Annotated in this window: 21 protein-coding genes; 4 read left to right on the top strand and 17 right to left on the bottom strand. The window is 61.8% G+C overall.

All coding sequences use genetic code 11. The features are described from left to right. Positions 1-12: 12 nt before the first annotated feature. The 7 genes from AQS8620_RS02570 to AQS8620_RS02540 all read right to left on the bottom strand — a co-directional run bounded on the left by AQS8620_RS02570 (position 13) and on the right by AQS8620_RS02540 (position 6637). Complete coding sequence (locus tag AQS8620_RS02570) at positions 13-360, bottom strand: H-type lectin domain-containing protein (RefSeq protein ID WP_085835234.1); 348 nt, start codon at positions 358-360, stop codon at positions 13-15. Positions 361-495: 135 nt separating this feature from the next. After that, positions 496-915 carry a F0F1 ATP synthase subunit epsilon gene (locus tag AQS8620_RS02565; RefSeq protein ID WP_085835233.1) on the bottom strand — a complete coding sequence of 140 codons (420 nt, stop codon included), beginning with the start codon at positions 913-915 and terminating at the stop codon, positions 496-498. Positions 916-943: 28 nt separating this feature from the next. Then, positions 944-2365 carry a F0F1 ATP synthase subunit beta gene (atpD, locus tag AQS8620_RS02560; protein WP_085835232.1) on the bottom strand — a complete coding sequence of 474 codons (1422 nt, stop codon included), beginning with the start codon at positions 2363-2365 and terminating at the stop codon, positions 944-946. A gap of 18 nt (positions 2366-2383) precedes the next feature. Further along, a complete protein-coding gene (locus AQS8620_RS02555; RefSeq protein WP_085835231.1) occupies positions 2384-3259 on the bottom strand; it encodes a F0F1 ATP synthase subunit gamma in 876 nt (291 codons plus the stop codon). Positions 3260-3271: 12 nt separating this feature from the next. Next, complete coding sequence (gene atpA, locus AQS8620_RS02550; protein WP_085835230.1) at positions 3272-4807, bottom strand: F0F1 ATP synthase subunit alpha; 1536 nt, start codon at positions 4805-4807, stop codon at positions 3272-3274. Beyond that, positions 4807-5367 (bottom strand): F0F1 ATP synthase subunit delta, encoded by a 561-nt coding sequence (locus tag AQS8620_RS02545; RefSeq protein WP_085835370.1) that lies wholly within the window; start codon positions 5365-5367, stop codon positions 4807-4809. The genes atpA and AQS8620_RS02545 overlap by 1 nt, the downstream gene beginning before the upstream one ends. Positions 5368-5890: 523 nt before the next feature. After that, positions 5891-6637, bottom strand: a complete 747-nt coding sequence (locus AQS8620_RS02540; RefSeq protein ID WP_085835229.1) for a class I SAM-dependent methyltransferase — start codon at positions 6635-6637, stop codon at positions 5891-5893. 60 nt (positions 6638-6697) lie between these two features. On the opposite strand from AQS8620_RS02540, the gene gloB reads away from it, so the two are divergent. The 3 genes from gloB to AQS8620_RS02525 all read left to right on the top strand — a co-directional run bounded on the left by gloB (position 6698) and on the right by AQS8620_RS02525 (position 11093). After that, positions 6698-7465 (top strand): hydroxyacylglutathione hydrolase, encoded by a 768-nt coding sequence (gene gloB, locus AQS8620_RS02535; protein ID WP_200809577.1) that lies wholly within the window; start codon positions 6698-6700, stop codon positions 7463-7465. A gap of 322 nt (positions 7466-7787) precedes the next feature. Continuing rightward, positions 7788-10121 carry an ATP-dependent Clp protease ATP-binding subunit ClpA gene (gene clpA, locus AQS8620_RS02530; RefSeq protein WP_085835228.1) on the top strand — a complete coding sequence of 778 codons (2334 nt, stop codon included), beginning with the start codon at positions 7788-7790 and terminating at the stop codon, positions 10119-10121. 75 nt (positions 10122-10196) lie between these two features. Further along, on the top strand, positions 10197-11093 hold the full coding sequence (locus AQS8620_RS02525) for a M23 family metallopeptidase (protein ID WP_234990353.1): 897 nt from the start codon (positions 10197-10199) through the stop codon (positions 11091-11093). A gap of 18 nt (positions 11094-11111) precedes the next feature. On the opposite strand, the gene AQS8620_RS02520 is transcribed toward AQS8620_RS02525, so the two are convergent. The 3 genes from AQS8620_RS02520 to AQS8620_RS02510 form a co-directional block, all read right to left on the bottom strand. Continuing rightward, on the bottom strand, positions 11112-12722 hold the full coding sequence (locus AQS8620_RS02520; RefSeq protein ID WP_085835226.1) for a peptidoglycan -binding protein: 1611 nt from the start codon (positions 12720-12722) through the stop codon (positions 11112-11114). 1 nt (position 12723) lies between these two features. Next, entirely contained in the window at positions 12724-13926 is a 1203-nt protein-coding gene (locus AQS8620_RS02515) for a biopolymer transporter ExbB (protein WP_085835225.1), read from the bottom strand. A 90-nt stretch (positions 13927-14016) separates the two neighbouring features. Then, positions 14017-14556: a gamma-glutamylcyclotransferase gene (locus tag AQS8620_RS02510; RefSeq protein ID WP_085835224.1), complete on the bottom strand. Its 540-nt coding sequence runs from the start codon at positions 14554-14556 to the stop codon at positions 14017-14019. 80 nt (positions 14557-14636) lie between these two features. On the opposite strand from AQS8620_RS02510, the gene AQS8620_RS02505 reads away from it, so the two are divergent. Continuing rightward, positions 14637-15650, top strand: coding sequence for a DUF2125 domain-containing protein (locus tag AQS8620_RS02505; RefSeq protein WP_085835223.1), 1014 nt, complete (start codon positions 14637-14639; stop codon positions 15648-15650). 4 nt (positions 15651-15654) lie between these two features. On the opposite strand, the gene AQS8620_RS02500 is transcribed toward AQS8620_RS02505, so the two are convergent. The 7 genes from AQS8620_RS02500 to AQS8620_RS02470 all read right to left on the bottom strand — a co-directional run bounded on the left by AQS8620_RS02500 (position 15655) and on the right by AQS8620_RS02470 (position 22613). After that, positions 15655-16521 carry an extensin-like domain-containing protein gene (locus tag AQS8620_RS02500; protein ID WP_234990352.1) on the bottom strand — a complete coding sequence of 289 codons (867 nt, stop codon included), beginning with the start codon at positions 16519-16521 and terminating at the stop codon, positions 15655-15657. Then, positions 16518-17456 (bottom strand): prephenate/arogenate dehydrogenase family protein, encoded by a 939-nt coding sequence (locus AQS8620_RS02495; RefSeq protein WP_085835222.1) that lies wholly within the window; start codon positions 17454-17456, stop codon positions 16518-16520. The genes AQS8620_RS02500 and AQS8620_RS02495 overlap by 4 nt, the downstream gene beginning before the upstream one ends. Continuing rightward, a complete protein-coding gene (gene hisC / locus AQS8620_RS02490; RefSeq protein WP_085835221.1) occupies positions 17456-18541 on the bottom strand; it encodes a histidinol-phosphate transaminase in 1086 nt (361 codons plus the stop codon). The genes AQS8620_RS02495 and hisC overlap by 1 nt, the downstream gene beginning before the upstream one ends. Positions 18542-18743: 202 nt before the next feature. Next, positions 18744-19364, bottom strand: coding sequence for a 30S ribosomal protein S4 (gene rpsD / locus AQS8620_RS02485; protein ID WP_085835367.1), 621 nt, complete (start codon positions 19362-19364; stop codon positions 18744-18746). Positions 19365-19649: 285 nt separating this feature from the next. Then, on the bottom strand, positions 19650-20744 hold the full coding sequence (locus AQS8620_RS02480; RefSeq protein WP_085835220.1) for a Hint domain-containing protein: 1095 nt from the start codon (positions 20742-20744) through the stop codon (positions 19650-19652). 154 nt (positions 20745-20898) lie between these two features. Beyond that, positions 20899-22065, bottom strand: coding sequence for a lipid A-modifier LpxR family protein (locus AQS8620_RS02475; RefSeq protein WP_143267387.1), 1167 nt, complete (start codon positions 22063-22065; stop codon positions 20899-20901). Between the two features lie 47 nt (positions 22066-22112). Next, a complete protein-coding gene (locus tag AQS8620_RS02470) occupies positions 22113-22613 on the bottom strand; it encodes a nucleoside deaminase (protein WP_085835218.1) in 501 nt (166 codons plus the stop codon). Positions 22614-22754: the final 141 nt, after the last annotated feature.

Below are 22754 nucleotides of genomic sequence, written 5' to 3'. Positions count from 1 at the left end.
ACGGGGAAAAGGTCAGACCTCCCACTCGTCCTCATGTTTGAGCGATCCAAAGGCCACCCAATCGGCGCGCACCCGTGCAACGCGGGTATCGCCCCATGTCCGAAACACGATGACGAAACCCTCCTCGTTCACCATTTCCGCAGAAATATCAACGCGGTGGTTGGTTTGCTGGTCGATATCCAGCATCGAGATCGAGACGTTGACGACCGGCGGCGCGGCGAAGCTTTCTGTAAATTCCACGATACGCCGCAACTCGCGCGGACCCTTGCCGGTCCACATCGCGCCACCATCCTGAAAATCGGAAAACAGCAGGATCGAGCCATTGTCGATCCCCAAAGTATGGGTACGGATTTTTTGCATATAGTCTCTACGGCCCACGGCTTTTCTTTAAATAATCGCATAAGTTGTGGGATTTGAAGCCCAAAAGGCAAAAGGCCCCGCATTTCTGCGGAGCCTTTGTCTTTTCCCGTAGGTCGCGTCCCGATCCCCCGAAGGTCAGATCGAGGGCTGGTTGGGGTCCAAACCGATGTGCGTTCCCACAGCCACAAGGTCCGACAGGAACTTGGCGGCGGCATGGGCTGCGTCGGGATGGGCATTTGCATGCGCCTTCTCGGCCCCTTTGATCAACGAGTTGATGAACTCGTTGGTCATCTCGTCTTTGGGCACAGCCACTTCGGCCAGAACGGACACGCCGTCAGGACCAAGCTCGGCAAAGCCGCCGGTGACGACGAAATATTCGTCGCCAGCGGGGGACACCACGGTCAGGACGCCCGGACGCAGGGTCAGGATCGTCGGTGCGTGGTTTGCCATCGCCGTGAGGTCGCCCTCGGAACCGGGGATGATCACCTCGGTGGCCTGAACGGAAGCAAGCTTGCGCTCAGGCGAAACGAGGTCGAACTGGAACAGGTCTGCCATATTGGCCTCCTTCTTCCGCTATCCGCAATTAAGCGTCTGCGGCCATTTTCTCGGCTTTAGCGATCACGTCATCGATGCCGCCAACCATGTAGAAGGCGCCCTCGGGGAGGTGGTCGTACTCGCCAGCCACAACGGCTTTGAACGATTTGATCGTATCTTCGAGCGGAACCTGCACACCGTCGGAGCCGGTGAACACTTTGGCCACGTCGAAGGGCTGGGACAGGAAGCGCTCGATTTTACGCGCACGTGCCACGGCCAGTTTGTCCTCTTCCGACAATTCGTCCATCCCGAGGATGGCGATGATGTCTTGCAGCGACTTGTAGCGCTGGAGGGTCTGCTGAACGTCGGTCGCCACTTTGTAGTGCTCGTCGCCGATGACCAGCGGGTCGAGAAGACGCGAGGTCGAGCCAAGCGGATCCACAGCCGGATAGATGCCTTTTTCCGAGATCGAACGGTCCAGAACGGTCGTCGCATCAAGGTGGGCAAAGGAGGTTGCGGGTGCAGGGTCGGTCAAGTCATCCGCAGGCACGTAGACGGCCTGAACGGAGGTAATCGACCCGTTTTTGGTCGAGGAAATCCGTTCCTGCATCGCGCCCATGTCGGTCGCCAGCGTCGGCTGGTAGCCCACAGCCGAAGGAATACGACCAAGCAGAGCGGACACTTCCGAACCGGCTTGGGTAAAGCGGAAGATGTTGTCCACAAAGAACAAAACGTCCGAACCCGTGTCATCGCGGAACTGCTCGGCGATGGTCAGACCCGACAGGGCGATCCGCATACGCGCACCGGGAGGCTCGTTCATCTGGCCGTAAACCAGCGCAATTTTCGATTCCGACAGGTTGTCGGGAACGATAACGCCGGATTCGATCATCTCGTGGTAGAGGTCGTTCCCTTCACGGGTCCGCTCACCCACACCGGCGAACACGGACACGCCCGAGTGCACTTTTGCGATGTTGTTGATCAGTTCCATGATGAGAACGGTCTTGCCCACACCCGCACCACCGAAGAGGCCGATTTTGCCGCCTTTGGTGTAGGGCGCGAGAAGGTCGATAACCTTGATGCCGGTCACGAGGATTTCGGTCGCGGTGGACTGTTCCGAAAACGCCGGTGCATCGCCGTGGATCGGGCGACGGGCGGTTTCGTTCACAGGGCCTTTTTCGTCAACGGGATCGCCGGTGACGTTGAGGATGCGGCCCAGGGTCGCGGTGCCCACGGGAACCGTGATCTGCGCGCCGGTGTTGGTGACAGCCTGACCACGCACCAGACCTTCGGTCGCGTCCATAGCGATGGCACGGACGGTGCTTTCGCCAAGGTGTTGCGCGACTTCCAGAACCAGACGGTTGCCGTTGTTGTCGGTTTCCAGAGCGCTCAGAATAGCGGGCAGTTCGCCCTCGAACTGAACGTCCACGACGGCGCCAATCACCTGCGTGATTTTGCCTTTTGCTTCAGCCATGTTTCAAATCTCCGGTTCTTAGAGCGCTTCAGCGCCCGAGATAATTTCGATAAGCTCGTTGGTGATGACAGCCTGACGGGTCCGGTTGAACTGGATGGTCAGATCGTCGATCATTTCGCCTGCGTTGCGGGTTGCGTTGTCCATTGCGGACTGGCGCGCACCCTGTTCGGAGGCCGCATTTTCCAACAGAGCCGCAAAGATCTGGGTCGCCACACCACGCGGCAGCAGATCGGCCAGAATGGCCTCTTCGCTGGGCTCGTAGTCGTAGGGGGCCACATCTTCGGGGGTCTCGGCAGCTTCGAAGGAAGCCGGCACGACTTGCAGGGCGGTCGGGACCTGCGTCACGACATTGACAAACCGCGCGTAGAAGATCGTTGCGACATCGTATTCGCCCGCATCAAAGCGCGCGAGCACGTCGGACGCGATATCTTGCGCGTTCGAATAGCCCAGACGTTTGACTTCGGACATGTCGATGTGGCCGACCATCAGATCGCTGAAGTCACGGCGCAGTTGCTCGCGACCCTTTTTCCCCACGGTGAGGATTTTCACGGTTTTGCCGTCAGCTTGCAACGCCTTGATCCGCGTGCGGGCCAGTTTGACGATCGACGAGTTGAAGCCGCCGCACAGACCGCGTTCTGCGGTCATCACGACGAGAAGCTGCACCTGATCGGAACCCGTCCCGGCCAAAAGCCGGGGCGCGCCTTCGGATTGGCCAGCGCCGGCCGCAAGCGACCCGAGCACAGCGTTGAAACGCTCTGCATAGGGGCGTGCGGCTTCGGCAGCATCCTGTGCCCGCCGCAATTTTGCGGCGGCCACCATTTGCATGGCCTTCGTGATCTTGCGGGTCGATTTGACCGACGAGATCCGGTTTTTAAGATCCTTGAGGTTGGGCATGTTTCCCCCCTCTTACGCGAAGTCTGCGGCGAATTCGTCGAGAGCAGCCTTGAGACGGTCAGCGGGCTCGCCCTTGATCTTGGGATCTTCGGCTGCGATCCAGTCGAGGATGTCCTTACGCTTGCCGCGCAGGAATTCCAGCAGACCTTTTTCGAAGCGGCCGACGTCGGAGACGGCGACTTTATCGAGGTAGCCGTTGGTCCCTGCAAAGATCACGCAGACGATTTCCGAGTTGGTGAGCGGCGCATATTGCGGCTGCTTCATCAGTTCGGTCAGACGCGCACCACGGTTCAGCAGGCGCTGGGTCGAGGCGTCGAGGTCGGAACCGAACTGGGCGAAAGCGGCCATCTCGCGGTACTGAGCGAGCGAGAGCTTCACCGGACCGGCAACCGAGGACATCGCCTTGGTTTGCGCCGAGGAGCCCACGCGCGACACCGACAGACCGGTGTTCACAGCGGGACGGATCCCCTGGTAGAACAGTTCGGTTTCAAGGAAGATCTGGCCGTCGGTGATCGAAATCACGTTGGTCGGAATAAACGCCGAAACGTCGCCGCCTTGGGTTTCGATGATCGGCAGCGCGGTGAGCGAGCCAGCACCGAAATCTTCGTTCAGTTTGGACGAACGCTCGAGCAGGCGGGAGTGGAGGTAGAACACGTCACCGGGGTAGGCTTCACGACCCGGCGGGCGGCGCAGCAAGAGCGACATCTGGCGATAGGACACGGCCTGTTTGGACAAGTCATCGTAGATGATCAGCGCGTGACGGCCGTTGTCGCGGAAATATTCCGCCATTGCGGTCGCGGCGTAGGGCGCAAGGAACTGCATCGGCGCAGGGTCGGAGGCGGTTGCCGCGACCACGATGGAATATTCCATCGCACCAGTTTCTTCGAGCTTTTTCACAAGCTGCGCAACGGTCGAGCGTTTTTGACCGATAGCGACGTAAACGCAGTACAGCTTGTCGTACTCTTTGGTCGCCGCGTCGTTGTAGGACTTCTGGTTGAGGATCGCATCCAGAGCAACGGCGGTTTTGCCGGTCTGACGGTCACCGATGATCAGCTCGCGCTGGCCACGGCCAACGGGGATCATGGCGTCCACGGACTTCAGGCCGGTCGCCATCGGTTCGTGCACGGATTTACGGGGGATAATGCCCGGCGCTTTGACGTCGGCGATACGGCGCTCGCTCGCTTCGATCGGACCTTTGCCATCCAGCGGGTTGCCAAGGCCATCGACAACGCGACCCAGAAGGGCGTCACCAGCAGGCACGTCCACGATGGAGTTCGTGCGCTTGACGACATCGCCTTCTTTGATGTCCCGGTCGGAGCCGAAGATCACGATACCGACGTTGTCGGCTTCGAGGTTCAGCGCCATGCCGCGAATACCACCGGGGAATTCGACCATCTCACCGGCCTGGATGTTGTCCAGACCGTGAACGCGGGCAATGCCATCGCCCACGGAGAGCACGCGGCCCACTTCAGCAACTTCGGCGTCCTGGCCAAAGTTCTTGATCTGCTCCTTGAGGATCGCAGAAATTTCGGCTGCCTGGATTCCCATTATCCGACCTCTTTCATTACATTCTGGAGGGAGTTGAGTTTCGAGCGGATCGACGTGTCGATCATTTTCGAACCAACCTTGACGACAAGACCGCCGATGAGGGTTTCATCAACGGTCGCATTGAGTTTGACATCCTTGCCGATAGAGGCCGCAAGCGACTTGGCGAGTTTGTCGGACTGTGTTTTCGTAAGCGCTTTGGCAGATACGACATCCGCATGCACTTCGCCCTTTTCTTCGCTGATCAACGCGGAGAGAGCGTCGAGCAACTGGGGCAGGACGAACAGGCGGCGCTTGGCCGCCATCAGACCCAGAGAATTCGTGACAAAGCCGCTGAGACCGGCCTTTTGGGCAACGGCGGCAATGGCTGCGGCCTGTTCGTCGCGACCGTAAACGGGCGAAGAAATCAGATCACGCAAATCGGCGCTTTGCGCCAAGGCGCCACGAAGGGTATCAATATCCCCCTCGAGTGCTACGAGCGCATTGTCTTCCTTGGCCAATTCGAAAATGGCCGAAGCATAGCGTGCGGCAATACCGCGGGAGATCGAAGCTGGTTCGGACACGTCCACCCTTCCGCTGTCTTTGGGGCCTACACCGGAGGGTCCGGATAAGGCAGCTTGAGCCGCAAATGTGGGATCACACGTGCAGCAAAATCGGCGTGGGTGTAGCAGAGCATTCCCCGCCTAGCAACCGTTTGAGGCACTTATCCTCTTCCCACATTCGTCGCGTCGCGCTTTGTTTTACTGGGGTTTTACGCCTGCGACAGATTCGGTCTTAATAAAAAGTTACGAATGCATTGCCTCTGCGCGCATTTTCCTTGCGATTCTGACCTGCACCGCCCGCGAAACAGGCAGTGCACCAGTGATGCGGCGGCGCAACATATCCGCAAATCAACCCCCGCCCACCTGCACCATTTTGTCGCAGCTTTTGATCAAAGGCGCCGCGTTTGCGCAGTCTTCTCTCATTGAGCGATGGGGGAGGCGGGACGTTTTGCGGGGCCTTTGTGCACAAAACTTATCGCCCCGCTACGGATGCGCGGCCCTCTGCCACGCCCGCGCCACGCCCGCGTCCCCGCCCGCAGGACGTTTAAATTGGTTTCGCGCCCGCAGGCCGCAGGGACTCGACCTTGCGCGCGGGGCGACGCAGCGCTTCGGGCGTGCCGTTTTGTGTCGGCGCGTAGACCTGTTTGGACACTTCGACCATCAACACGCCGCTGGCGTAATGCGTGGCAAGATTGCGCCCGATCTTTTCCCACAGCCGCCCCCAGCGCAGCCAGAAGCGCGAATGGGACGGCGGCTGGAACAGTGCGGCGCAATGCCGCTCGGGCACAAAGCGCGCGCGTTTGAGTTGGGTTTCCAGCTGGCTCAACGTGTAGGGTTTGCCAAAACCAAAGGGCGTGCCTTCGCGGCGCGACCACATCCCCGCGCGATTGGGCACGATGAACAAGGCCCGCCCGCCCGGGCCAAGCACACGCCAGCATTCTTCCAGTAGCGCAGGGGCGTTTTCCGTCGTTTCCAACCCGTGCATCACCACCAGCTTGTCGACATGCCCAGTCTGGATCGGCCAGAGCGTTTCCTGACACAGCACCGACACATTGGGCAGCCCCGCAGGCCAATGCATGACGCCCTGTTGTTGCGGCATCAGTCCGATCACGCGCCGCGCATCCCCCAGATAGGGGCGCAAAAGCGGCACCGCAAAGCCGAAACCGGCCACGGTTTGCCCCTGCGCTTCGGGCCACAGCGTTGTGACCTGATCGCGGATCGCACGCTGCGCCGCCCGCCCCAATCCGGTGCGGTAATAGAAATTCTTCAGATCGACGACGTCGTGATGCATTGAAACCGCAGCAAAAAGGCCCAGATTGGAGACAGCTTAACCCGAACGGTGGAAATTACCATGCCTCTTGAGATCGTCACCCTCGCAACCCGTTCGGACAATTACAACTTTCTGGTGCATGATGAGGCCACAGGGCGGACCGCGCTTGTCGACAGCGCCGACCCGCAGGCCATTCTGGACGCTCTGAAAACCCGTGGGTGGGATCTGCACGAGGTCTGGCTGACCCATCATCACGCGGATCACACCGATGGCATCGCGCAGATCGTGACAGCGACGGGTGCGCAGGTGGTCGGGGCGAAAGCCGATGCGCATCGCTTGCCGCCGCTCGATCAGGCTCTGGCCGCGGGCGACAGCTTCAACTTTGTCGGCCATGAGGTGCATGTGATGGGGGCGGATGGCCATACCCTTGGCCATATCGCCTTTCACATCCCCGACAGCCGCGCCCTGTTCAGCGCGGACAGTCTGATGGCTTTGGGCTGCGGCCGCCTGTTCGAAGGCACCCCCGCGCAGATGTGGGAAACACTGACGCGCTTTGCGGCCCTGCCCTCTGATACCGTGATCTATTCCGGCCACGAATACACGGCCGCGAACGCGCGCTTTGCCCAAACCATCGAACCCGAGAACAGCGACCTTGCGGATCGCGTGGCCGCCATCACCGCCGCCCGCGCCAAGGGCGTGCCGACCGTGCCCTCGACGCTGGCCGAGGAGCTTGCGACCAATCCGTTTTTGCGCGCGCATCTTCCCCATATAAAAGACCTGCTCGACATGTCGGGTGCGCAGGATGTCGATGCCTTTACCGAGATTCGAGCCCGCAAGGACCGCTTCTAGCTCCGCGCCTTCGTCCCCTTGATGCCGCGCCCATTGCCCCAGCCTGTCTGCGCGCCGCTGGCGGGACGGGGCGCACAGTCACACGATCGACAACCCTTGATCCCGCGCGCCGCGTTCATATGTCATTAAGACAGACGGGCCAAATTGGCTCGACACGCCTGTTTTCACACTGCCCATTTTTTGACCACTCAGAAAAAATGACGGCGTGATGACAGAAACCACTTGAAGCGCGCGCATTTCAATCGAACTTTAACAATATGAGGCCACGGTTGGTTGCGGGCCCGGCGCCCCTCCTGACCCAGAATGCAAGGAGCACTCCGACGTGCCATCTTTTTCGAACACTCTCGAGCAAGCCATCCACGCCGCACTTGCGCAAGCCAATGCGCGCCGTCACGAGCTGGCTACCCTGGAACACCTGTTGCTCGCCCTGATCGACGAGCCGGATGCAGCCCGCGTCATGCAGGCGTGCAGTGTCGATCTTGAAGAGTTGCGAAAAACCCTTGTCGATTTCATCGAGGAAGAGCTGTCAACGCTCGTCACCGATGTCGAGGGCTCCGAAGCCGTGCCAACGGCGGCGTTTCAGCGCGTGATCCAGCGCGCCGCAATCCACGTGCAATCCTCCGGCCGCACCGAGGTCACCGGCGCCAACGTGCTGGTCGCGATCTTTGCCGAACGCGAAACCAACGCCGCCTATTTCCTGCAAGAACAGGACATGACCCGTTACGATGCGGTGAATTTCATCGCCCATGGCGTCGCCAAAGACCCCTCTTTTGGCGAAACCCGCCCCGTGCAGGGGGCCTCGGACATGGATGAGGACGGCGAAAGCACCCAATCCTCCGCCGCCCCCGCCGAAGAAAAAGAGACCGCGCTTGGCAAATATTGCGTGGACCTCAATGTCAAAGCCAAAAAGGGCGACGTTGACCCGCTGATCGGGCGCGATCATGAGGTCGAGCGTTGCATTCAGGTGCTCTGCCGCCGCCGCAAGAACAACCCGCTGCTGGTGGGGGATCCGGGCGTGGGCAAAACCGCCATCGCCGAAGGTCTTGCGCGCAAGATCGTCGATGGCGCTACCCCCGAAATCCTGTCCAAATCGACCATCTACTCGCTCGATATGGGCGCGCTTCTGGCGGGCACCCGCTATCGCGGCGATTTCGAGGAACGGCTGAAAGCGGTCGTCAAGGAACTTGAAGACCACCCCGATGCCGTGCTGTTCATCGACGAAATCCACACCGTGATCGGGGCGGGCGCGACATCCGGCGGCGCGATGGATGCCTCCAACCTGCTGAAACCCGCCCTCGCGGGTGGCAAGCTGCGCTGCATGGGGTCCACGACCTACAAGGAATTCCGCCAGCATTTCGAAAAGGATCGCGCGCTGGCGCGCCGGTTCCAGAAAATCGACGTCAACGAGCCTTCGGTGGATGATGCGGTGAAAATCCTGTTGGGCCTCAAACCCTATTTCGAGGAACACCACGACATCCGCTACACGCAGGATGCGATCAAATCCGCCGTCGAGCTTTCCGCGCGCTATATTCACGACCGCAAACTGCCCGACAAGGCCATCGATGTGATCGATGAGGCGGGGGCGGCGCAGCATCTTGTGTCCGAATCCAAGCGCCGCAAAACCATCGGCGCCAAGGAAATCGAAGCGGTGGTTGCCAAAATCGCCCGCATTCCGGCGAAAAACGTGTCCAAAGATGACGCGATGATCCTCAAAGATCTGGAAATGACGCTCAAACGCGTGGTCTTCGGTCAGGACAAAGCTATCGAAGCGCTCAGCTCGGCCATCAAGCTGGCGCGTGCCGGTCTGCGCGAGCCGGAAAAACCCATCGGCAACTACCTGTTCGCAGGGCCGACCGGCGTGGGCAAAACCGAGGTCGCCAAGCAACTCGCCGACAGCCTTGGCGTGGAATTGCTGCGCTTTGACATGTCCGAATACATGGAAAAACACGCGGTTTCGCGTCTGATCGGTGCGCCTCCGGGCTATGTCGGCTTTGATCAGGGCGGCATGCTGACCGACAGCATCGACCAACATCCCCATTGCGTCCTGCTGCTGGATGAAATGGAAAAGGCCCACCCTGACGTCTACAACATCCTGTTGCAGGTGATGGATAACGGCAAGCTGACCGATCATAACGGCCGCACAGTGGATTTCCGCAACGTGATCCTGATCATGACCTCGAATGCGGGCGCAACCGAGCAGGCGAAAGAAGCCATCGGGTTCGGGCGCGATCGTCGCGAAGGCGAGGATACCGCCGCCATTGAACGGACCTTTACGCCGGAATTCCGCAACCGTCTGGACGCGGTCATTTCCTTCGCGCCGCTGCCCAAATCCGTGATCTTGCAAGTGGTCGAGAAATTCGTGCTGCAACTCGAGGCCCAGCTGATGGACCGCAACGTGCATATCGAACTGACGAAACCGGCTGCGGAATGGCTTGGCAACAAAGGCTATGATGACAAGATGGGGGCGCGCCCGCTGGGCCGCGTTATTCAGGAATACATCAAAAAGCCGCTGGCCGAAGAATTGCTCTTTGGCAAATTGGCCAAGGGCGGTGTGGTCAAAGTCGCGGTCAAAGACGGCGCGCTGGATCTGCAGATCGAGGAAGCCGGCTCGCGCATCTCCGCCTCCAAAAAGCCGCCCCTGCTGACGGCGGACTAACCTTCGGTGAGACTATCCTGCCTCACTTTGACACTGATCTCCCTCGCCGCGCCTGCCGTGGCGAGGGATCCTGTTTTGCGGCTCCCCATTGACTGTACCCCGGGCGAGACCTGCTACATCCAGAACTACGTCGACACGGACCCCGGCCCAGGCGCCGCCGATTTCACCTGCGCGCCGCTCAGCTATGACGGTCACAAAGGCACTGATTTCGCCCTGCCCTCCCGCGCCGCCTTGTCACCCGATGTCGCGGTTCTGGCCGCTGCTCCGGGTGTGGTGCGCGGTATACGCGATGGCGTCCCCGACCAGTCCCAGCAAACCCCGAACGCCCCCGACGTCAGCGGTATCGAATGCGGCAATGGTGTCGTGATCGATCACGGGGATGGTTGGGAAACCCAGTATTGCCACCTAAAACAGGGGTCGATCACGGTTCAATCGGGCCAGCGTGTTGGTGCGGGCACGCGCCTTGGCGCGGTGGGGCTTTCGGGAGCGACCGAATTTCCCCATCTGCATCTGTCGCTGCGCCACGAGGGCGCGGTCATTGATCCGTTCAACCCCGACGGCATGATCGCCTGTGGCACCGATGCGCCGCAAACGCTTTGGGAAACCCCGCCTGCCTATGACGCAGGGGGGCTGATCGCTGCGGGGTTTTCCGCCGCCATTCCCAGCTTTGACGACATCAAAGCAGGCACCGCCGCCGCGCAGGCCCTGCCCGCAACGGCCCCGGCCCTTGTGCTCTGGGGCTATGCGTTCGGGGCGCAGGCGGGCGACAGCTTGCAACTCCGCCTGACCGGTCCCTCTGGCGACATCCTGCGCCAAACCGTTCCGCTGGAACGCACACAGGCGCAACTGTTTCGCGCGATTGGCAAACGCGGGACCGATTGGGCCGTCGGAGCCTATAGCGGAACGGTCGAAATGTGGCGTGACGGCGCGCAGATCGACAGCCTCACCATCGCCCTCACCATCACGCCCTGACTGCGTTTGTCGTGATCGCTATTTTTCCGTCAGTTTCAATTCAATCCGCCGGTTCTGCGCGAGGGCCTCGGGTGAATTCCCCGGGGCCACGGGTTGGTATTCGCCAAATCCCGTTGGCGCGAGCCGCTCGGGCGGGAAGCCCAGCGAATTGGTCATAAAGCGCACCACAGAAAGGGCGCGCGCCTGACTGAGTTCCCAATTGTCGCGATACAGCCCCGTGCCCGACAGCGGCGTGATGTCCGTGTGGCCATCCACGCGGATCACCCAGTCGATTTCCGGCGGGATCTCTGCCGCGACCTCCTGCAACAGACCCGCCACCTGCGCGATTTGGGCACGCCCCGCAGGCGACAAAGTCGCAGCGCCTGGCTGGAACAGAACTTCGGACGAGAACACAAACCGGTCGCCAACGATGCGCACGCCGTCACGATCTCCCAAAATATCGCGCAGCTTGCCAAAGAATTCCGACTGGTAGCGTTCCAACCGCTTGCGCTCGGCCTCTTCCAGAGCGGCGCGTTTGCGTTCCTCCGAAGCCACCCGTGCCAACGCTGCGTTGAGGCGCGAGGTCAATGTGTCGATCTGCACCTGTGCGGCGCTGTCCTGATCGGCGCTCTCGTCCAGAATGCCCTGTAGAATTGACAGTTGGCTGCGCAAATCGGCAACTTGCGCGTTTAGCGCGGCCATCTGGCGCTGGCTTTGGGCACTTTGCGCCTCTTCCTCGGCCAGTTGCGCGCGCGCGGTCGCAAGGAGCGCCGCCTGTTTTTCGCTCTGCGTCATCGCTGCGGCCTGAGCTTGCAACTCTTCGCTCAGGCTGTCGCGGGCCGAACGCGCAGCGGCCAGCAAGGTCAGCGTCTCCTCAGCCTGTTTGCGCTGTTCCTCCAGCGCCAGCGTCATCGCCGTCAGTTCGGTTTGCGCGTTTTCAAACCGCGCGCGCAGGGCCTCAAGCGCGGCAGCATCGGCAAGCTGCGCCGCCTCGGCCTCCTCGACACGGGCCTGCGCCGCGCTCACCGCTTGCTCATTGGCCTCGGCATCGGTTTTCATCTGCGCGATCAACGCCTGCAAGGCCTCGCGCCGCGCCGCCGCAAGCCGCGCCGCCTCGCTGCTGGCATCGATTTCGTCGCGCGCTTTGGCCAGCGCCAGTTGCATGGCCTCCTGCTCGTTGATCAGTTGCGCACGCGCGGATTGCAGATCCTCGACCGAGGCCACAAGCGCCTCGTTTTCGCCCAAGGCCGCATCGCGCGCGGCGATCAGACTTGCGACCTGGTCTTCGAAACTGGCGATGCGCGCTACGGCGGCATCGTTTTTCGCAGTCAGCGCCGCGATCAGGTCCGATTGTTCGCGCGCGCTGTCGCGCGCCGCCTCAAGGGTCGCCGTCAGGCCCGCGACCTGGGTTTGCAAACCATCGCTGCGCTGCTGTTCCAGCCCCAAAGCCTGCGCCAAAGCATTGACCTCGGAGGTCAGCGCGTCCAGCTCGTTTTCCTGTCCGGTGATGGTTTCGCTGAGGATCGACTGCATGATCATAAAGATCGACAGCACGAACATCAGGACCAGCAACAGCGAGGTCATCGCATCCACGAATCCCGGCCAGATCGCGCCGTTCATGCGTTGCGATGCGCGTGACAGTCTGGCCATGCTAGCGCCCCGACGCAGGGCCCGCGCTTTGGCGGACCGCGCGGGTCAGCGCGGCGATATCGGCGCGCACTTCGGCAAGGCTTTCCTGACGGCCGGCAGAAATTTCTTCCAGAATACGCAGCAGTTGCACATCCATCGAGCGCAACCGCATCCGGCTTTCGGCGTCTTGATGGGGCTGTGCGCCCTGCGCGGTGTCACGGCGCTCAAGCAGCGCAATCAACCGCTCCTGCCCCTCGGCAAGGCGGGTGAGCGCCTGCGCCGTCGCGGCCTCCTGCCCCGGTGTCGCCGCTGTCGCCCGTGCTTCCATCACGCCGGTCATGCGCTCGATGGATGTGGCAAGCGTGCCGAGCCGCTCGTCCACGAGGGCGCGCGAGACATCCGATTGCACGAACAGCGACTGCAACGCGTCCATCTGGGCGCTGACATAGTCCATCATGCCACCGGCCTGCGCATCGCCAGTGTCCCCCTCGCTGGCAAATCCGATGCGGGTAAAGGTCGAAATCCATTCCTCAAGCTCGCGGAAAAACCTGTTCTGCCCGTGGCTGGCGAACAATTCCAAAAGCCCCACCACCAGCGACCCCGCCAGACCCAAAAGCGACGAGGCAAAGGCCGTGCCCATGCCCCCCAACTGTTCTTCAAGGCCGCTCATGAGGCGGGGAAACACATCGGCGGCAGTTTCGCCATCGGCGGGTGCGAGCGAGCGGATGGTATCGACAACGGCGGGGACAGTCGTGGCAAGCCCGTAGAACGTCCCCAAAAGTCCGAGGAAGATCAAAAGGTTGGAAATATAGCGCGTAATTTCGCGCGCCTCGTCGATCCGTGTCGCCACCGAATCCAGAATGGAGGTCGCCGCGGTGGTCGAAATCTGCGTCCGCTTCCCACGGCTGCGCATCAGCGCCGCAAGCGGGGCCAAAAGGCGCGGCGCAACCGGCGTTTCACCCGAGGGACGAAAGCCGGTAAAGCGTTCGATCCAGTTCACCGACTGGATCAGTTGCAGCACCTGCCAAAAGCACGACAACACGCCCATCACAAAAACAAAGGCGATAAACCCGTTCAGATAGGGGCTTGAGAGGAACACACCTGCGACGCGCGGCGCAGCCACATAGACGCCAAAGGCCGTCAGCCCCAGCACGATGAGCATCAGGGTCACCTGACGCACCGGTTGCGAGAAATGCAGCTCGACCTCGGGGTTCCGCTGGTCCATCGCTTGTGTCCTGACTTGTCTGCCTGTTTGTTGCGCCCAGCCTAGGGGTTTGCGGCGGCGCATGCCAATAAAACTTATCGTCAGTGCGCTTTAGCGGCGCGCGGTGTCTGTCGCGACAAGCCGCACCAGTTCCTCCAGCTCGGGATCGTGCAGGCCCATGCCCGCCAAGGCCTGGGCGGTATTCACCAGATAGTCGCAATTGGGGCCGCGCCCGCCTTTGGCCTGCGCAATGATCTGGGCCTGACGCTTGAGCGACAGCGCCCCTGTGTATTGCCTGTGTTCGGGATCGACCACATAGGTCACGGCGTCGATGCGGCGGCCATCCGACAAGGAAAGCGGCAGATTGACCTCGAAATAGGCCGAAGACACCAACTCGCGCTCGCGCAGGGCCGCAAGCACTGCATCCGCATCGGCATCGGCCACGCGAAACGCCACACCACTACAGGCAGCATCGATATCGGCGTCCAATGCCAGCACCAGACCCGGAGCCTCGGGCGTGCCGCGGTGGTGGATCGACCACATGCAAAAGCGGCGCGCATAGCCTGTCGCCGTCGCAATCACCTGTTCCACCGGCTCGAATCCGGGGTTCCAGATGAGCGATCCATAGCCAAAGACCCAAAGCGGGCGCATGAGGAGACCTTTCCTTAGGGTGCCTTGCGCCATACATACCACTCTGACAGTCAGGCGAAAGCGTCACAAAAGGGGATAAAATGCGACATCCGATCAAGGCGCTGCTGAGCGTGGCGATTTTGGCAGCTCTGCTGTTCGTCGGCTATTGGTTTTACACAGCGCGCAGCATCGAGCGGTCGATCGCGTCCTGGTTTGATGCGCGCGCGACCCTCGGGTGGCAGGCCGACTATGCCAGCGTCGAGACCACAGGCTTTCCCGCGACCTTCGACACCGTGATCCGCGCGCCCGCTCTGGCCGATCCGGCGACCGGCGTTGCCCTTACAGCGCCCGATCTGGCGATCAAAGCCCGCTCGCGCCGCCCCAACAGCGTGACGATGGTGTTGCCCCAAGAGGCGCTGCTTGCCACGCCGTTGCAGAAAATCAACCTGCGCGACACGGCCGTGTCGGCCACGCTGGATGTCGCCCCTTCGCTTGGCTTCGAGGTCAACGCCGCGCGCGTCGCGCTGCGCGAACTGGCCGTGGTGTCCGATCTGGGCTGGGGCTTTACGCTGGATCGCGGCACGGTTGACACCCAAGCCACCGAGGCAGGGCGCGACACGCTTCGAAGCACTTTCGCGCTGGACGGCTTGGCCCCCACTCCCGCGTTCAAGGCGCAACTGGACCCGCGCGGGCTGTTTCCAGACCGGTTGACGGAACTCTCGGCAGATGTGACCACGAAATTCGACACGCCGTGGTCCCTGCGCGCCATCGAAACGCTGCGCCCCCAACCCGAGCGCATCGTGATCAGCGATTTCAACGCGGTCTGGGGCGATCTGGCCCTGCGCGCGGCGGGTGTTCTGGATATTGATGGCGAGGGAGATCCGACGGGCAAGCTGGAGGTTCGGATGGAAAACTGGCGCGAAATGATCCGGCTGGGCGTGGCCTCGGGATCGATTCCCGCAGATATGGCGGGGCTGATCGAGGGCACCGTGGGACTGATTGCGCGCTTTGGCCCCAACCCCGAACGGCTGGACGTGACGCTGAACTTCACTGGCGGTCAGGTGTTTCTCGGGCCAATCCCGCTTGGCCCTGCACCCAAGCTGGTGATCCGCTAGGGCCCTACCGGCAATAGCTGCCCGAGCGATAGCGCGCTGTGTCGAAATGGAAATGGTCTTTGTGGGCGGCGTTGGCATCCGGGCCCAGCACCGTCCCGAACGGGCCACAGGCCCCCTTGTGCATCTCTTTCAAAACCGCGCCTGCGGGGCTGTGCCAATCCTTGAGCACGCTCAAGGGCTTGCCCGCTGTCAGCGCAAAGCCCGCGATGTCCACCGCATGGCCTTTCGCATGTTCCGACAGCTTTGCGCCCTTGACGTTGTTGCGCCCGCGACAGGCATAGCTTCCGGCGATCAGCAGCTTTGACAGGCTGGAGCCGTTGCGCGCCAAAGCGGGTTTGGCGCTGGTTTCGACCCATGTATTCAAGGCCTTCGCGGTCGCACAATCAATCGTGGCCGCGGAAGACAGGCCGACGCCCGCAACCGAGGTCACCTTGACCGCCTCCTCGATGCCGCAGGCGCCCGCGCCCGGAACAGACCCGACCCGCGTTCCCTTGATGGCCGCGACGCCGCAGACAGAGCCTGCGAAGCTGGCAGCCTTGGGTGCTGAGGGTGCGGGGGCAAGCGCTGCCTGCTGCGCGCGGTCCGCCCCACGATCCGGCCGATGTGTGGGACGCGGGGAGGCAATCATCCCCTGCGGCACATAGGCAGAGGCCGACAGGGGGAGCGTCGCACTGCCCGGTCGCGGTAGGGGGCGCTGCGCCATCGACGCTGCGTCAGCGGGCACGGGCGGCGGGGAGACGATGTCACCACCGGGACGCGGCACCGGCACCGGCGAGCGCGCAAGATCGGCCTGTGCCACCGCGGGCCAGAGCGCAACGATCACCGCCGCCGCGCAGACCACCGCTGCGACAAAAGGCGCGCGCGCGCTCACCCATTCGGCTCCGAGGTCTTTGGCTTGTTCGCGCGTCCGAAATCGGGCGCTGCGGTGTCCTGACCGGCGTCGATGATACCACGCCGCACGGCGCGGGTGCGGGTGAAATAGTCGAACAATTGATCGCCATCGCCGGTGCGGATCGCCCGTTGCAGCGCAAACAGCTCTTCGGTGAAGCGCCCGAGCACCTCCAGCGTGGCCTCTTTGTTGGTCAGGAACACATCGCGCCACATCGTCGGGTCGGAGGCCGCGATACGGGTGAAATCGCGAAAGCCCGCAGCCGAGAATTTGATGACTTCGGAGTCCGACACGCGGTTCAGATCATCCGCCACACCGACCATCGTATAGGCGATGAGGTGGGGAATATGGCTGACCACAGCGCAGACCAGATCGTGATGCTCGACCTCCATCCGCTCGGTATTGGCCCCGATCGCCTGCCACATCTGTTCGAGCCGCGCGATCTCGGGCTCGGGGCTGCCCTCGGCGGGCACGATCAGGCACCAGCGGTTGTCAAAGAGTTCCGCAAATCCCGAACGCGGCCCGGAATGCTCCGTCCCCGCCATCGGGTGGGCGGGAATAAAGTGAACGCCTTCAGGGATATGCGGGCCGACTGCCTCGATCACCGCCTTCTTCACCGAGCCGACATCGCTGACCACCGCGCCCTGTTTGAGATGCGGCGCAATCTCTTCGGCCAAGGCCCCCATGGCCCCGACCGGCACGCAGAGCACCACCAGATCGGCGTCTTTTACCGCAGCATGCGCCGTGTCGCAGACGCGATCCACAAGGCCGATCTCGGCCGCCGTTGCGCGGGTGTCGGGCGAGCGGGCATAGCCGGTGATTTCCCCCGCAAGGCCACCGCGTTTGAGTGCCAGCGACAGGGAGCCTGCAATCAGGCCAAGCCCCAACAGCGCGACACGGTTGTACATCACAGCCATCAGCGAATGCCTTTGAACGTGGCAATGACATGGATCACGCGGCGACACGCGCTTTCGTCGCCCACGGTAATGCGCAGCGCCTGTGGCAGCCCGTAGCTTTTGACAGGGCGCACGATGATCCCGTCGGCACGCAGAGCGGCATTACAGGCCTCGGCTTCTTGGGGGTTCTCAAAGCGCGCCAGCACGAAATTGGCATGGCTTGCATCGCAACCAACCCCCATTTGCACCAGTGCATTGCGCAGCCATTCGCGCCATTTGGCGTTTTCAGTGCGGCACCGTTCGACGAAATCGCGATCCCGTACAGCGGCTTCTGCGGTGGCCATCTGGATTTCCGACAGGTTAAAAGGCTGGCGCAGCCGCGTCAGCACATCGATGATCTCGCGGCTGGCATAGCCCCAGCCCACGCGCAGCCCGCCCAGACCGTAAATCTTGGAAAAGGTGCGGGTCATGATCACGTTGGGATAGGCATCAACAAGCGCCGCGCCGCCGTCAAAATTTTCGACAAATTCAGCGTAGGCCCCATCATGCACCAGCAACACGCTGCGGGGCAATCCGGCGGCAAGGCGTTCCATCTCGCCCCGCTCGACCATCGTGCCGGTGGGATTGGCGGGGTTGGCCAGGAACACCACGCGCGTGCGCGTCGTGACCGCAGCCAAAATCGCGTCCACGTCGATGACCCGCTCGTCTTCGCCCACGGTGACCGGCGTCGCCCCCACCATTTTGGCCAAAATCGGATACATCGAAAACCCGTGTTGGGTGGTGATGATCTCGTCGCCCTCACCGGCATAGGCCTGCACGATAAACTGAAGCACCTCATCCGATCCGACACCGCAAATCAGCCGGTCGGGATCAAGGCCGTGGACCTCGCCAATCGCGGCGCGCAGCGCGCGGTGATCCGTGCCGGGGTAGCGGTTGAGAGTCTGGGCCGTGCGCAGGAAGGCCGCCTTGGCCTTGTCGGAACAACCGTAGGGGTTTTCGTTGGCCGACAGTTTGAGAACCTCCGTGTGGCCGTCAACATGGCTTTCGCCGCTTACGTAAAGCGCGATGTCCATAATGCCTGCCTTGGGTTTGATCGTCTCAGCCATAACAGCCCCCGTAAATATCGTCCGGCCTCTTCTAGCCAAGGGGAGGGGCTGTGACCAGACATCCGAAGGCGCAGCGCCTGCGTTATTTTCAACAAAGCGCCGAGTAGGTTTGAAATGCCACAAACGCGAAAGGCCGCCCCCGATGGAGCGGCCTTTGCAAGGATCGGCACGAACCGGATGCGAGGCAACTGCCCCGCAAACCTTAGTTCTGTGCGTAGAATTCGATGACGAGGTTGGGTTCCATTTGCACCGGATAGGGCACATCGGAGAGACCGGGTTTGCGCACAAAGGTCGCAACCATTTTGTTGTGATCGGCGTCGATGTAATCGGGCACGTCACGCTCGGTCAAAGCCACAGCTTCGAGCAGAACAGCAAGCTGCTTGGAACGGTCACGCACTTCGATGACGTCACCCTCTTTCACGCGGTAGGAGGGGATGTTCACGCGTTTGCCGTTCACGGTCACGTGGCCGTGGTTCACGAACTGGCGGGCCGCAAAGACGGTCGCCACGAATTTCGCACGGTACACAACCGCGTCGAGGCGCGATTCGAGCAGGCCGATGAGGTTTTCACCCGTGTCGCCCTTGATACGCTCGGCGTCTGCGAAGATGCGGCGGAACTGTTTCTCGGTCAGGTCACCGTAGTAACCTTTGAGTTTTTGCTTGGCGCGCAGCTGGATACCGAAGTCGGACAGTTTGCCCTTGCGGCGCTGACCGTGCTGGCCGGGGCCATATTCACGACGATTGACCGGCGATTTCGCGCGGCCCCAGATGTTTTCGCCCATGCGGCGGTCGATTTTGTACTTGGCAGATGTGCGTTTGGTCACAATCTGGATCCTTTCAAAGTGGTGCGCCAGCAAATGCGGGACCGAATGCCCTGCGCCCGCTGGCTGCATGTGAAAGGTGCTGTCCTTTGCGTCCGCCGGACTATGCATATTGGATGCAGTTACCGACCTGGCCGACAGGCATCCCCTTGCGGGGGCCACCAACACCAAATGACCTTTCCCGCACAAGGTACGGGTCAGGATGGGCGGCTTATATAGGCCGCTGATGGGGAGTCAAGCGCTGCGCGGATCTTTGCCTCAAAAACCACGCAGACCGGCGTTAAAGCCCTAGCGCACATAGCCATAGCGCAACAGGGCTGCCTCTGCGGGGGCAAGGGCGCGGCGTGCCAGCGGGCCGTAGCGCCAGCTGTCTTGCGCAATTTGGGGAAACCTGTCGAACAGGGCGGCACGGGCGCTCTGGGACAGATGGCGCAGGTCCGCGCCTTCGGGGTGGAAGCTTTCTGTCGCACAGCCATTGGCCATCACCACAGCATGGGCGTCGAACATCAAATGCACATAGGTCAGCGCGGTCAGGCTTTGATCGACCTGAATGCGATCGCCATCCACCAGATCGCCAGCGCGCACAAAGACTTCGGACTCGTTGAACAATGCCCGCGCGGGCGCTCCGCGCAGCACCATTCGGTGATCGGGTGACACCAACAGATCGCGCTGCGGCCCGCCATTGCCAAAGGCGCCCGCCAAAGCCCCTTGGCGAAGACGCACCGGACGCACCCAGGGCATTGCAAACAGACGCGCGCCGGACAATTTGCGCGCGCCGATCCAGCGCACAGGTTGCAGACCGTTATCCGCCGTTTGCACCAGATCGCCTACCCGCAACGCCTCAACCGCGCAACTGCCCTGCGCTGTCTCGATCTGCGTGCCTGCCGTAAAGCAGACAGTCGCCCGTTCAGAGACCTGTCCAAAGCCCTGCCCTTCAGGAAGCAACCGCGCGCGCGGCACCAGATAGCTGCGCACGACCCAAAGTTCCGCCCCCACGGGCGGCATCGCGCCGTGACACATCAGCAACGGGTCGCCATCGGGTCGGTCAATGACGAAAAAGGAATATTGGGCAACGCCGTCGGTGACATCGAACCCGTCTTCCATCAGATGGGTCTGGACCTCCTGCGAGCCACCGGAGGAGGGACCGTCAAAGGGCCTGCCATTGATGCGATGCACCGAATTTGCGGCCCGCCCGCGCAGGGCCACCGTCTCTTGCGCGCCCGAAAGCACAAGAATATCTGTCTTTTTGTCCACACAGATCGCTGCCCCCCGCCAGCGCAACGAAGCGCCGATGGTGACTGCCGAAAGCGATGCATCGACGAAACCCTCAAGTTCCACCTGCGACCATGCGATGACAAACGTGCCGCTCGAGCCCGTTTCCATGCCTGTATACCTGCCAACTGCGCGGCCTCGTTGGACCGCTGATTTTCATTTTTATTGCGGTGACGCTAACACAGGCCCAAGACTTTGTTAAGACTTTCGTTTCGACGCAGACCTATGGTTTAGAACATGTGAAATGCGGCGGGGGCCGCTGTGATCAGAATCGCAGTTTGAACTGCACCGATCCCGTGACCTGCCCCTCGGACTGGCCTTCGAATTCCGGCGACAGATAGGTCATGCCGTAGAAAATCCCCAATTTGTCACCCTGCACACGGTAGCCTGCCCGCAGGCGTTTGCGCAGATCGCTCAGCTCATAGCCCTCATCGCCGGGCAGGAATTTGCTGGAAGCGACTTTGGCCACATCCGCGCCGATAAAAATGGAGCCGCCCATTTCTTCCTCGCGGGTCGCGGCGTAGCGTATCCCCGTGGTCACATCGCGCAGCCAGACGTCCTTGTGGCCCACCCACCCAAGCAGGATATCCCCGCCAAAGCGCACCAAGGTTTCCGATCCGATCATGGTTTGCGCAAAGGGGCGCACGTCGAGCAGCCCGTAGGAAAAGGTCTTGCCGGCCTCGAAGGTCAAGGTCGGGTAGAATGCATCCTCGATCTGGTCGCTCAGATCGGGCAAGGGGTTATCCGTGCGCTCGTGAATCCACTTTTGAAACTTTCCAAGGCCGGTTTGCGGACCGACGAACACCGCATCCGCGCCCAGGGCCAGTTCGACACCTTCGTACTGCCACATCGTGTGCGCACCGAACGACAGGACACCGGCGTGGCGGCGCGCGCCTTCATCGGGGTTGGACACATTCGAGGGCGCGATAATTTCCGAGCGGCTGCGATATTCGACCAGCGACCCGAAGCTGTCGGGCAATTCACCGTCCCAATCATAGCCACGCACGTTGGAAATCACATAGGACCCCGTGCGCCAGCGGTCTTTGCCATCGCCCAGACGGTCGTTGGAAAACAGCCGCCCGAAGCCCAGATGAAAGCGGCGCTGGCGATAGGCGTCCGGCTCGACCGCACTATCGCCCATGGCAATGCCCGCGTTCCCTGTGGAAGCGCTGGTGCGCGACGCACCACCTGCCTCTTGCGCGACAAGGGCCTGCGCCCCGAGGCCAAAGACAAAGGAAAGGGCAAAAAGGGCCTGAGGAATGCGCATCTGCTCGGTGCTCCGTGAATTCTTATGGTTCTTCGGGGTCGGTATCGTGATGTCGCACCCCGCGGCCCCTGTCACCAAGAAAGCAAAAAACCGCTCATGCCGGATCAATTCGACCCGCGCAAGGTTGCCATTGCGCAACAATCTATCGCCGCGTGCTCTTTTCACGGGCCTCTTTTGAGGCCTTTCGCGCAGGGAGGTGGCGGGGCCTGCGCTTAAAGCCCCTCCCAGAATCCTTCATGCACCACGGCGCTTTCGCGCGACAGCAACGGGCCGACCACCTCGACCCTGCGTTGCCCCGCGTCAAAAACCGCCCTGCAGGGCAAATCCATCGTCAGGTTTTCAGGGTCGGGACCGATCAGCGCCTTCAAGGCGACTTCGGACATGCCGTGGACCACCCGCCCGACCCCCGCCCAATAGACCGAACCGGCGCACATCGCGCAGGGCTCGGCGCTGGTGTACATCGTGCATTGCGCCAGAAACTCCGGCGCATAGGCAATGGAGGCCTGCGTCATCAGGTTGCGCTCTGCATGGCCGGTGCGATCCCCCTTGGAGCCACAGGTGTTCATCGCCTCCAGCAGTACCGCGCCGTCCGGCCCTGCCAAAAGCGCGCCAAAGGGGTGGTCGCCGCGCGCACGCGACTCCGTGGCAAGCTCGATCGAGCGGGTCAGCAGGGCGATGTCTTGTTCGGGTGTTACGGTACGCGTCTGTGTCATGATGATGTTTCCAATTGGGACCTCACCGGCACTGCGCGGCGCGCCACGGCGATTCCGCAAGGTTCGCCCCCCGTTCTGCGTCCCGACGCCCTGTTTGCGCGCAAGATTTGCACAATTATTAGCCCATAGCCGCCAGTTTCG

It is taken from the genome of Aquimixticola soesokkakensis, assembly GCF_900172375.1.
Lineage (GTDB): Bacteria > Pseudomonadota > Alphaproteobacteria > Rhodobacterales > Rhodobacteraceae > Aquimixticola > Aquimixticola soesokkakensis.
Note: the sequence above shows the minus strand (reverse complement) of the source record. Positions and strands in the feature narration are given on the sequence as shown.

What these genes read in the sequence shown, in the direction of transcription:
- gloB (WP_200809577.1), top strand. Translation starts at nt 6,698, where the DNA reads ATGCCTCTTGAGATCGTCACCCTCGCAACCCGTTCGGACAATTACAAC.
- AQS8620_RS02540 (WP_085835229.1), bottom strand. Translation starts at nt 6,637, where the DNA reads ATGCATCACGACGTCGTCGATCTGAAGAATTTCTATTACCGCACCGGA.
- AQS8620_RS02470 (WP_085835218.1), bottom strand. Translation starts at nt 22,613, where the DNA reads ATGACACAGACGCGTACCGTAACACCCGAACAAGACATCGCCCTGCTG.
- AQS8620_RS02555 (WP_085835231.1), bottom strand. Translation starts at nt 3,259, where the DNA reads ATGCCCAACCTCAAGGATCTTAAAAACCGGATCTCGTCGGTCAAATCG.
- AQS8620_RS02505 (WP_085835223.1), top strand. Translation starts at nt 14,637, where the DNA reads ATGCGACATCCGATCAAGGCGCTGCTGAGCGTGGCGATTTTGGCAGCT.
- atpA (WP_085835230.1), bottom strand. Translation starts at nt 4,807, where the DNA reads ATGGGAATCCAGGCAGCCGAAATTTCTGCGATCCTCAAGGAGCAGATC.
- atpD (WP_085835232.1), bottom strand. Translation starts at nt 2,365, where the DNA reads ATGGCTGAAGCAAAAGGCAAAATCACGCAGGTGATTGGCGCCGTCGTG.
- AQS8620_RS02480 (WP_085835220.1), bottom strand. Translation starts at nt 20,744, where the DNA reads ATGGAAACGGGCTCGAGCGGCACGTTTGTCATCGCATGGTCGCAGGTG.
- hisC (WP_085835221.1), bottom strand. Translation starts at nt 18,541, where the DNA reads ATGGCTGAGACGATCAAACCCAAGGCAGGCATTATGGACATCGCGCTT.
- AQS8620_RS02515 (WP_085835225.1), bottom strand. Translation starts at nt 13,926, where the DNA reads ATGGACCAGCGGAACCCCGAGGTCGAGCTGCATTTCTCGCAACCGGTG.
- AQS8620_RS02495 (WP_085835222.1), bottom strand. Translation starts at nt 17,456, where the DNA reads ATGGCTGTGATGTACAACCGTGTCGCGCTGTTGGGGCTTGGCCTGATT.
- AQS8620_RS02565 (WP_085835233.1), bottom strand. Translation starts at nt 915, where the DNA reads ATGGCAGACCTGTTCCAGTTCGACCTCGTTTCGCCTGAGCGCAAGCTT.
- AQS8620_RS02570 (WP_085835234.1), bottom strand. Translation starts at nt 360, where the DNA reads ATGCAAAAAATCCGTACCCATACTTTGGGGATCGACAATGGCTCGATC.
- AQS8620_RS02520 (WP_085835226.1), bottom strand. Translation starts at nt 12,722, where the DNA reads ATGGCCAGACTGTCACGCGCATCGCAACGCATGAACGGCGCGATCTGG.
- AQS8620_RS02510 (WP_085835224.1), bottom strand. Translation starts at nt 14,556, where the DNA reads ATGCGCCCGCTTTGGGTCTTTGGCTATGGATCGCTCATCTGGAACCCC.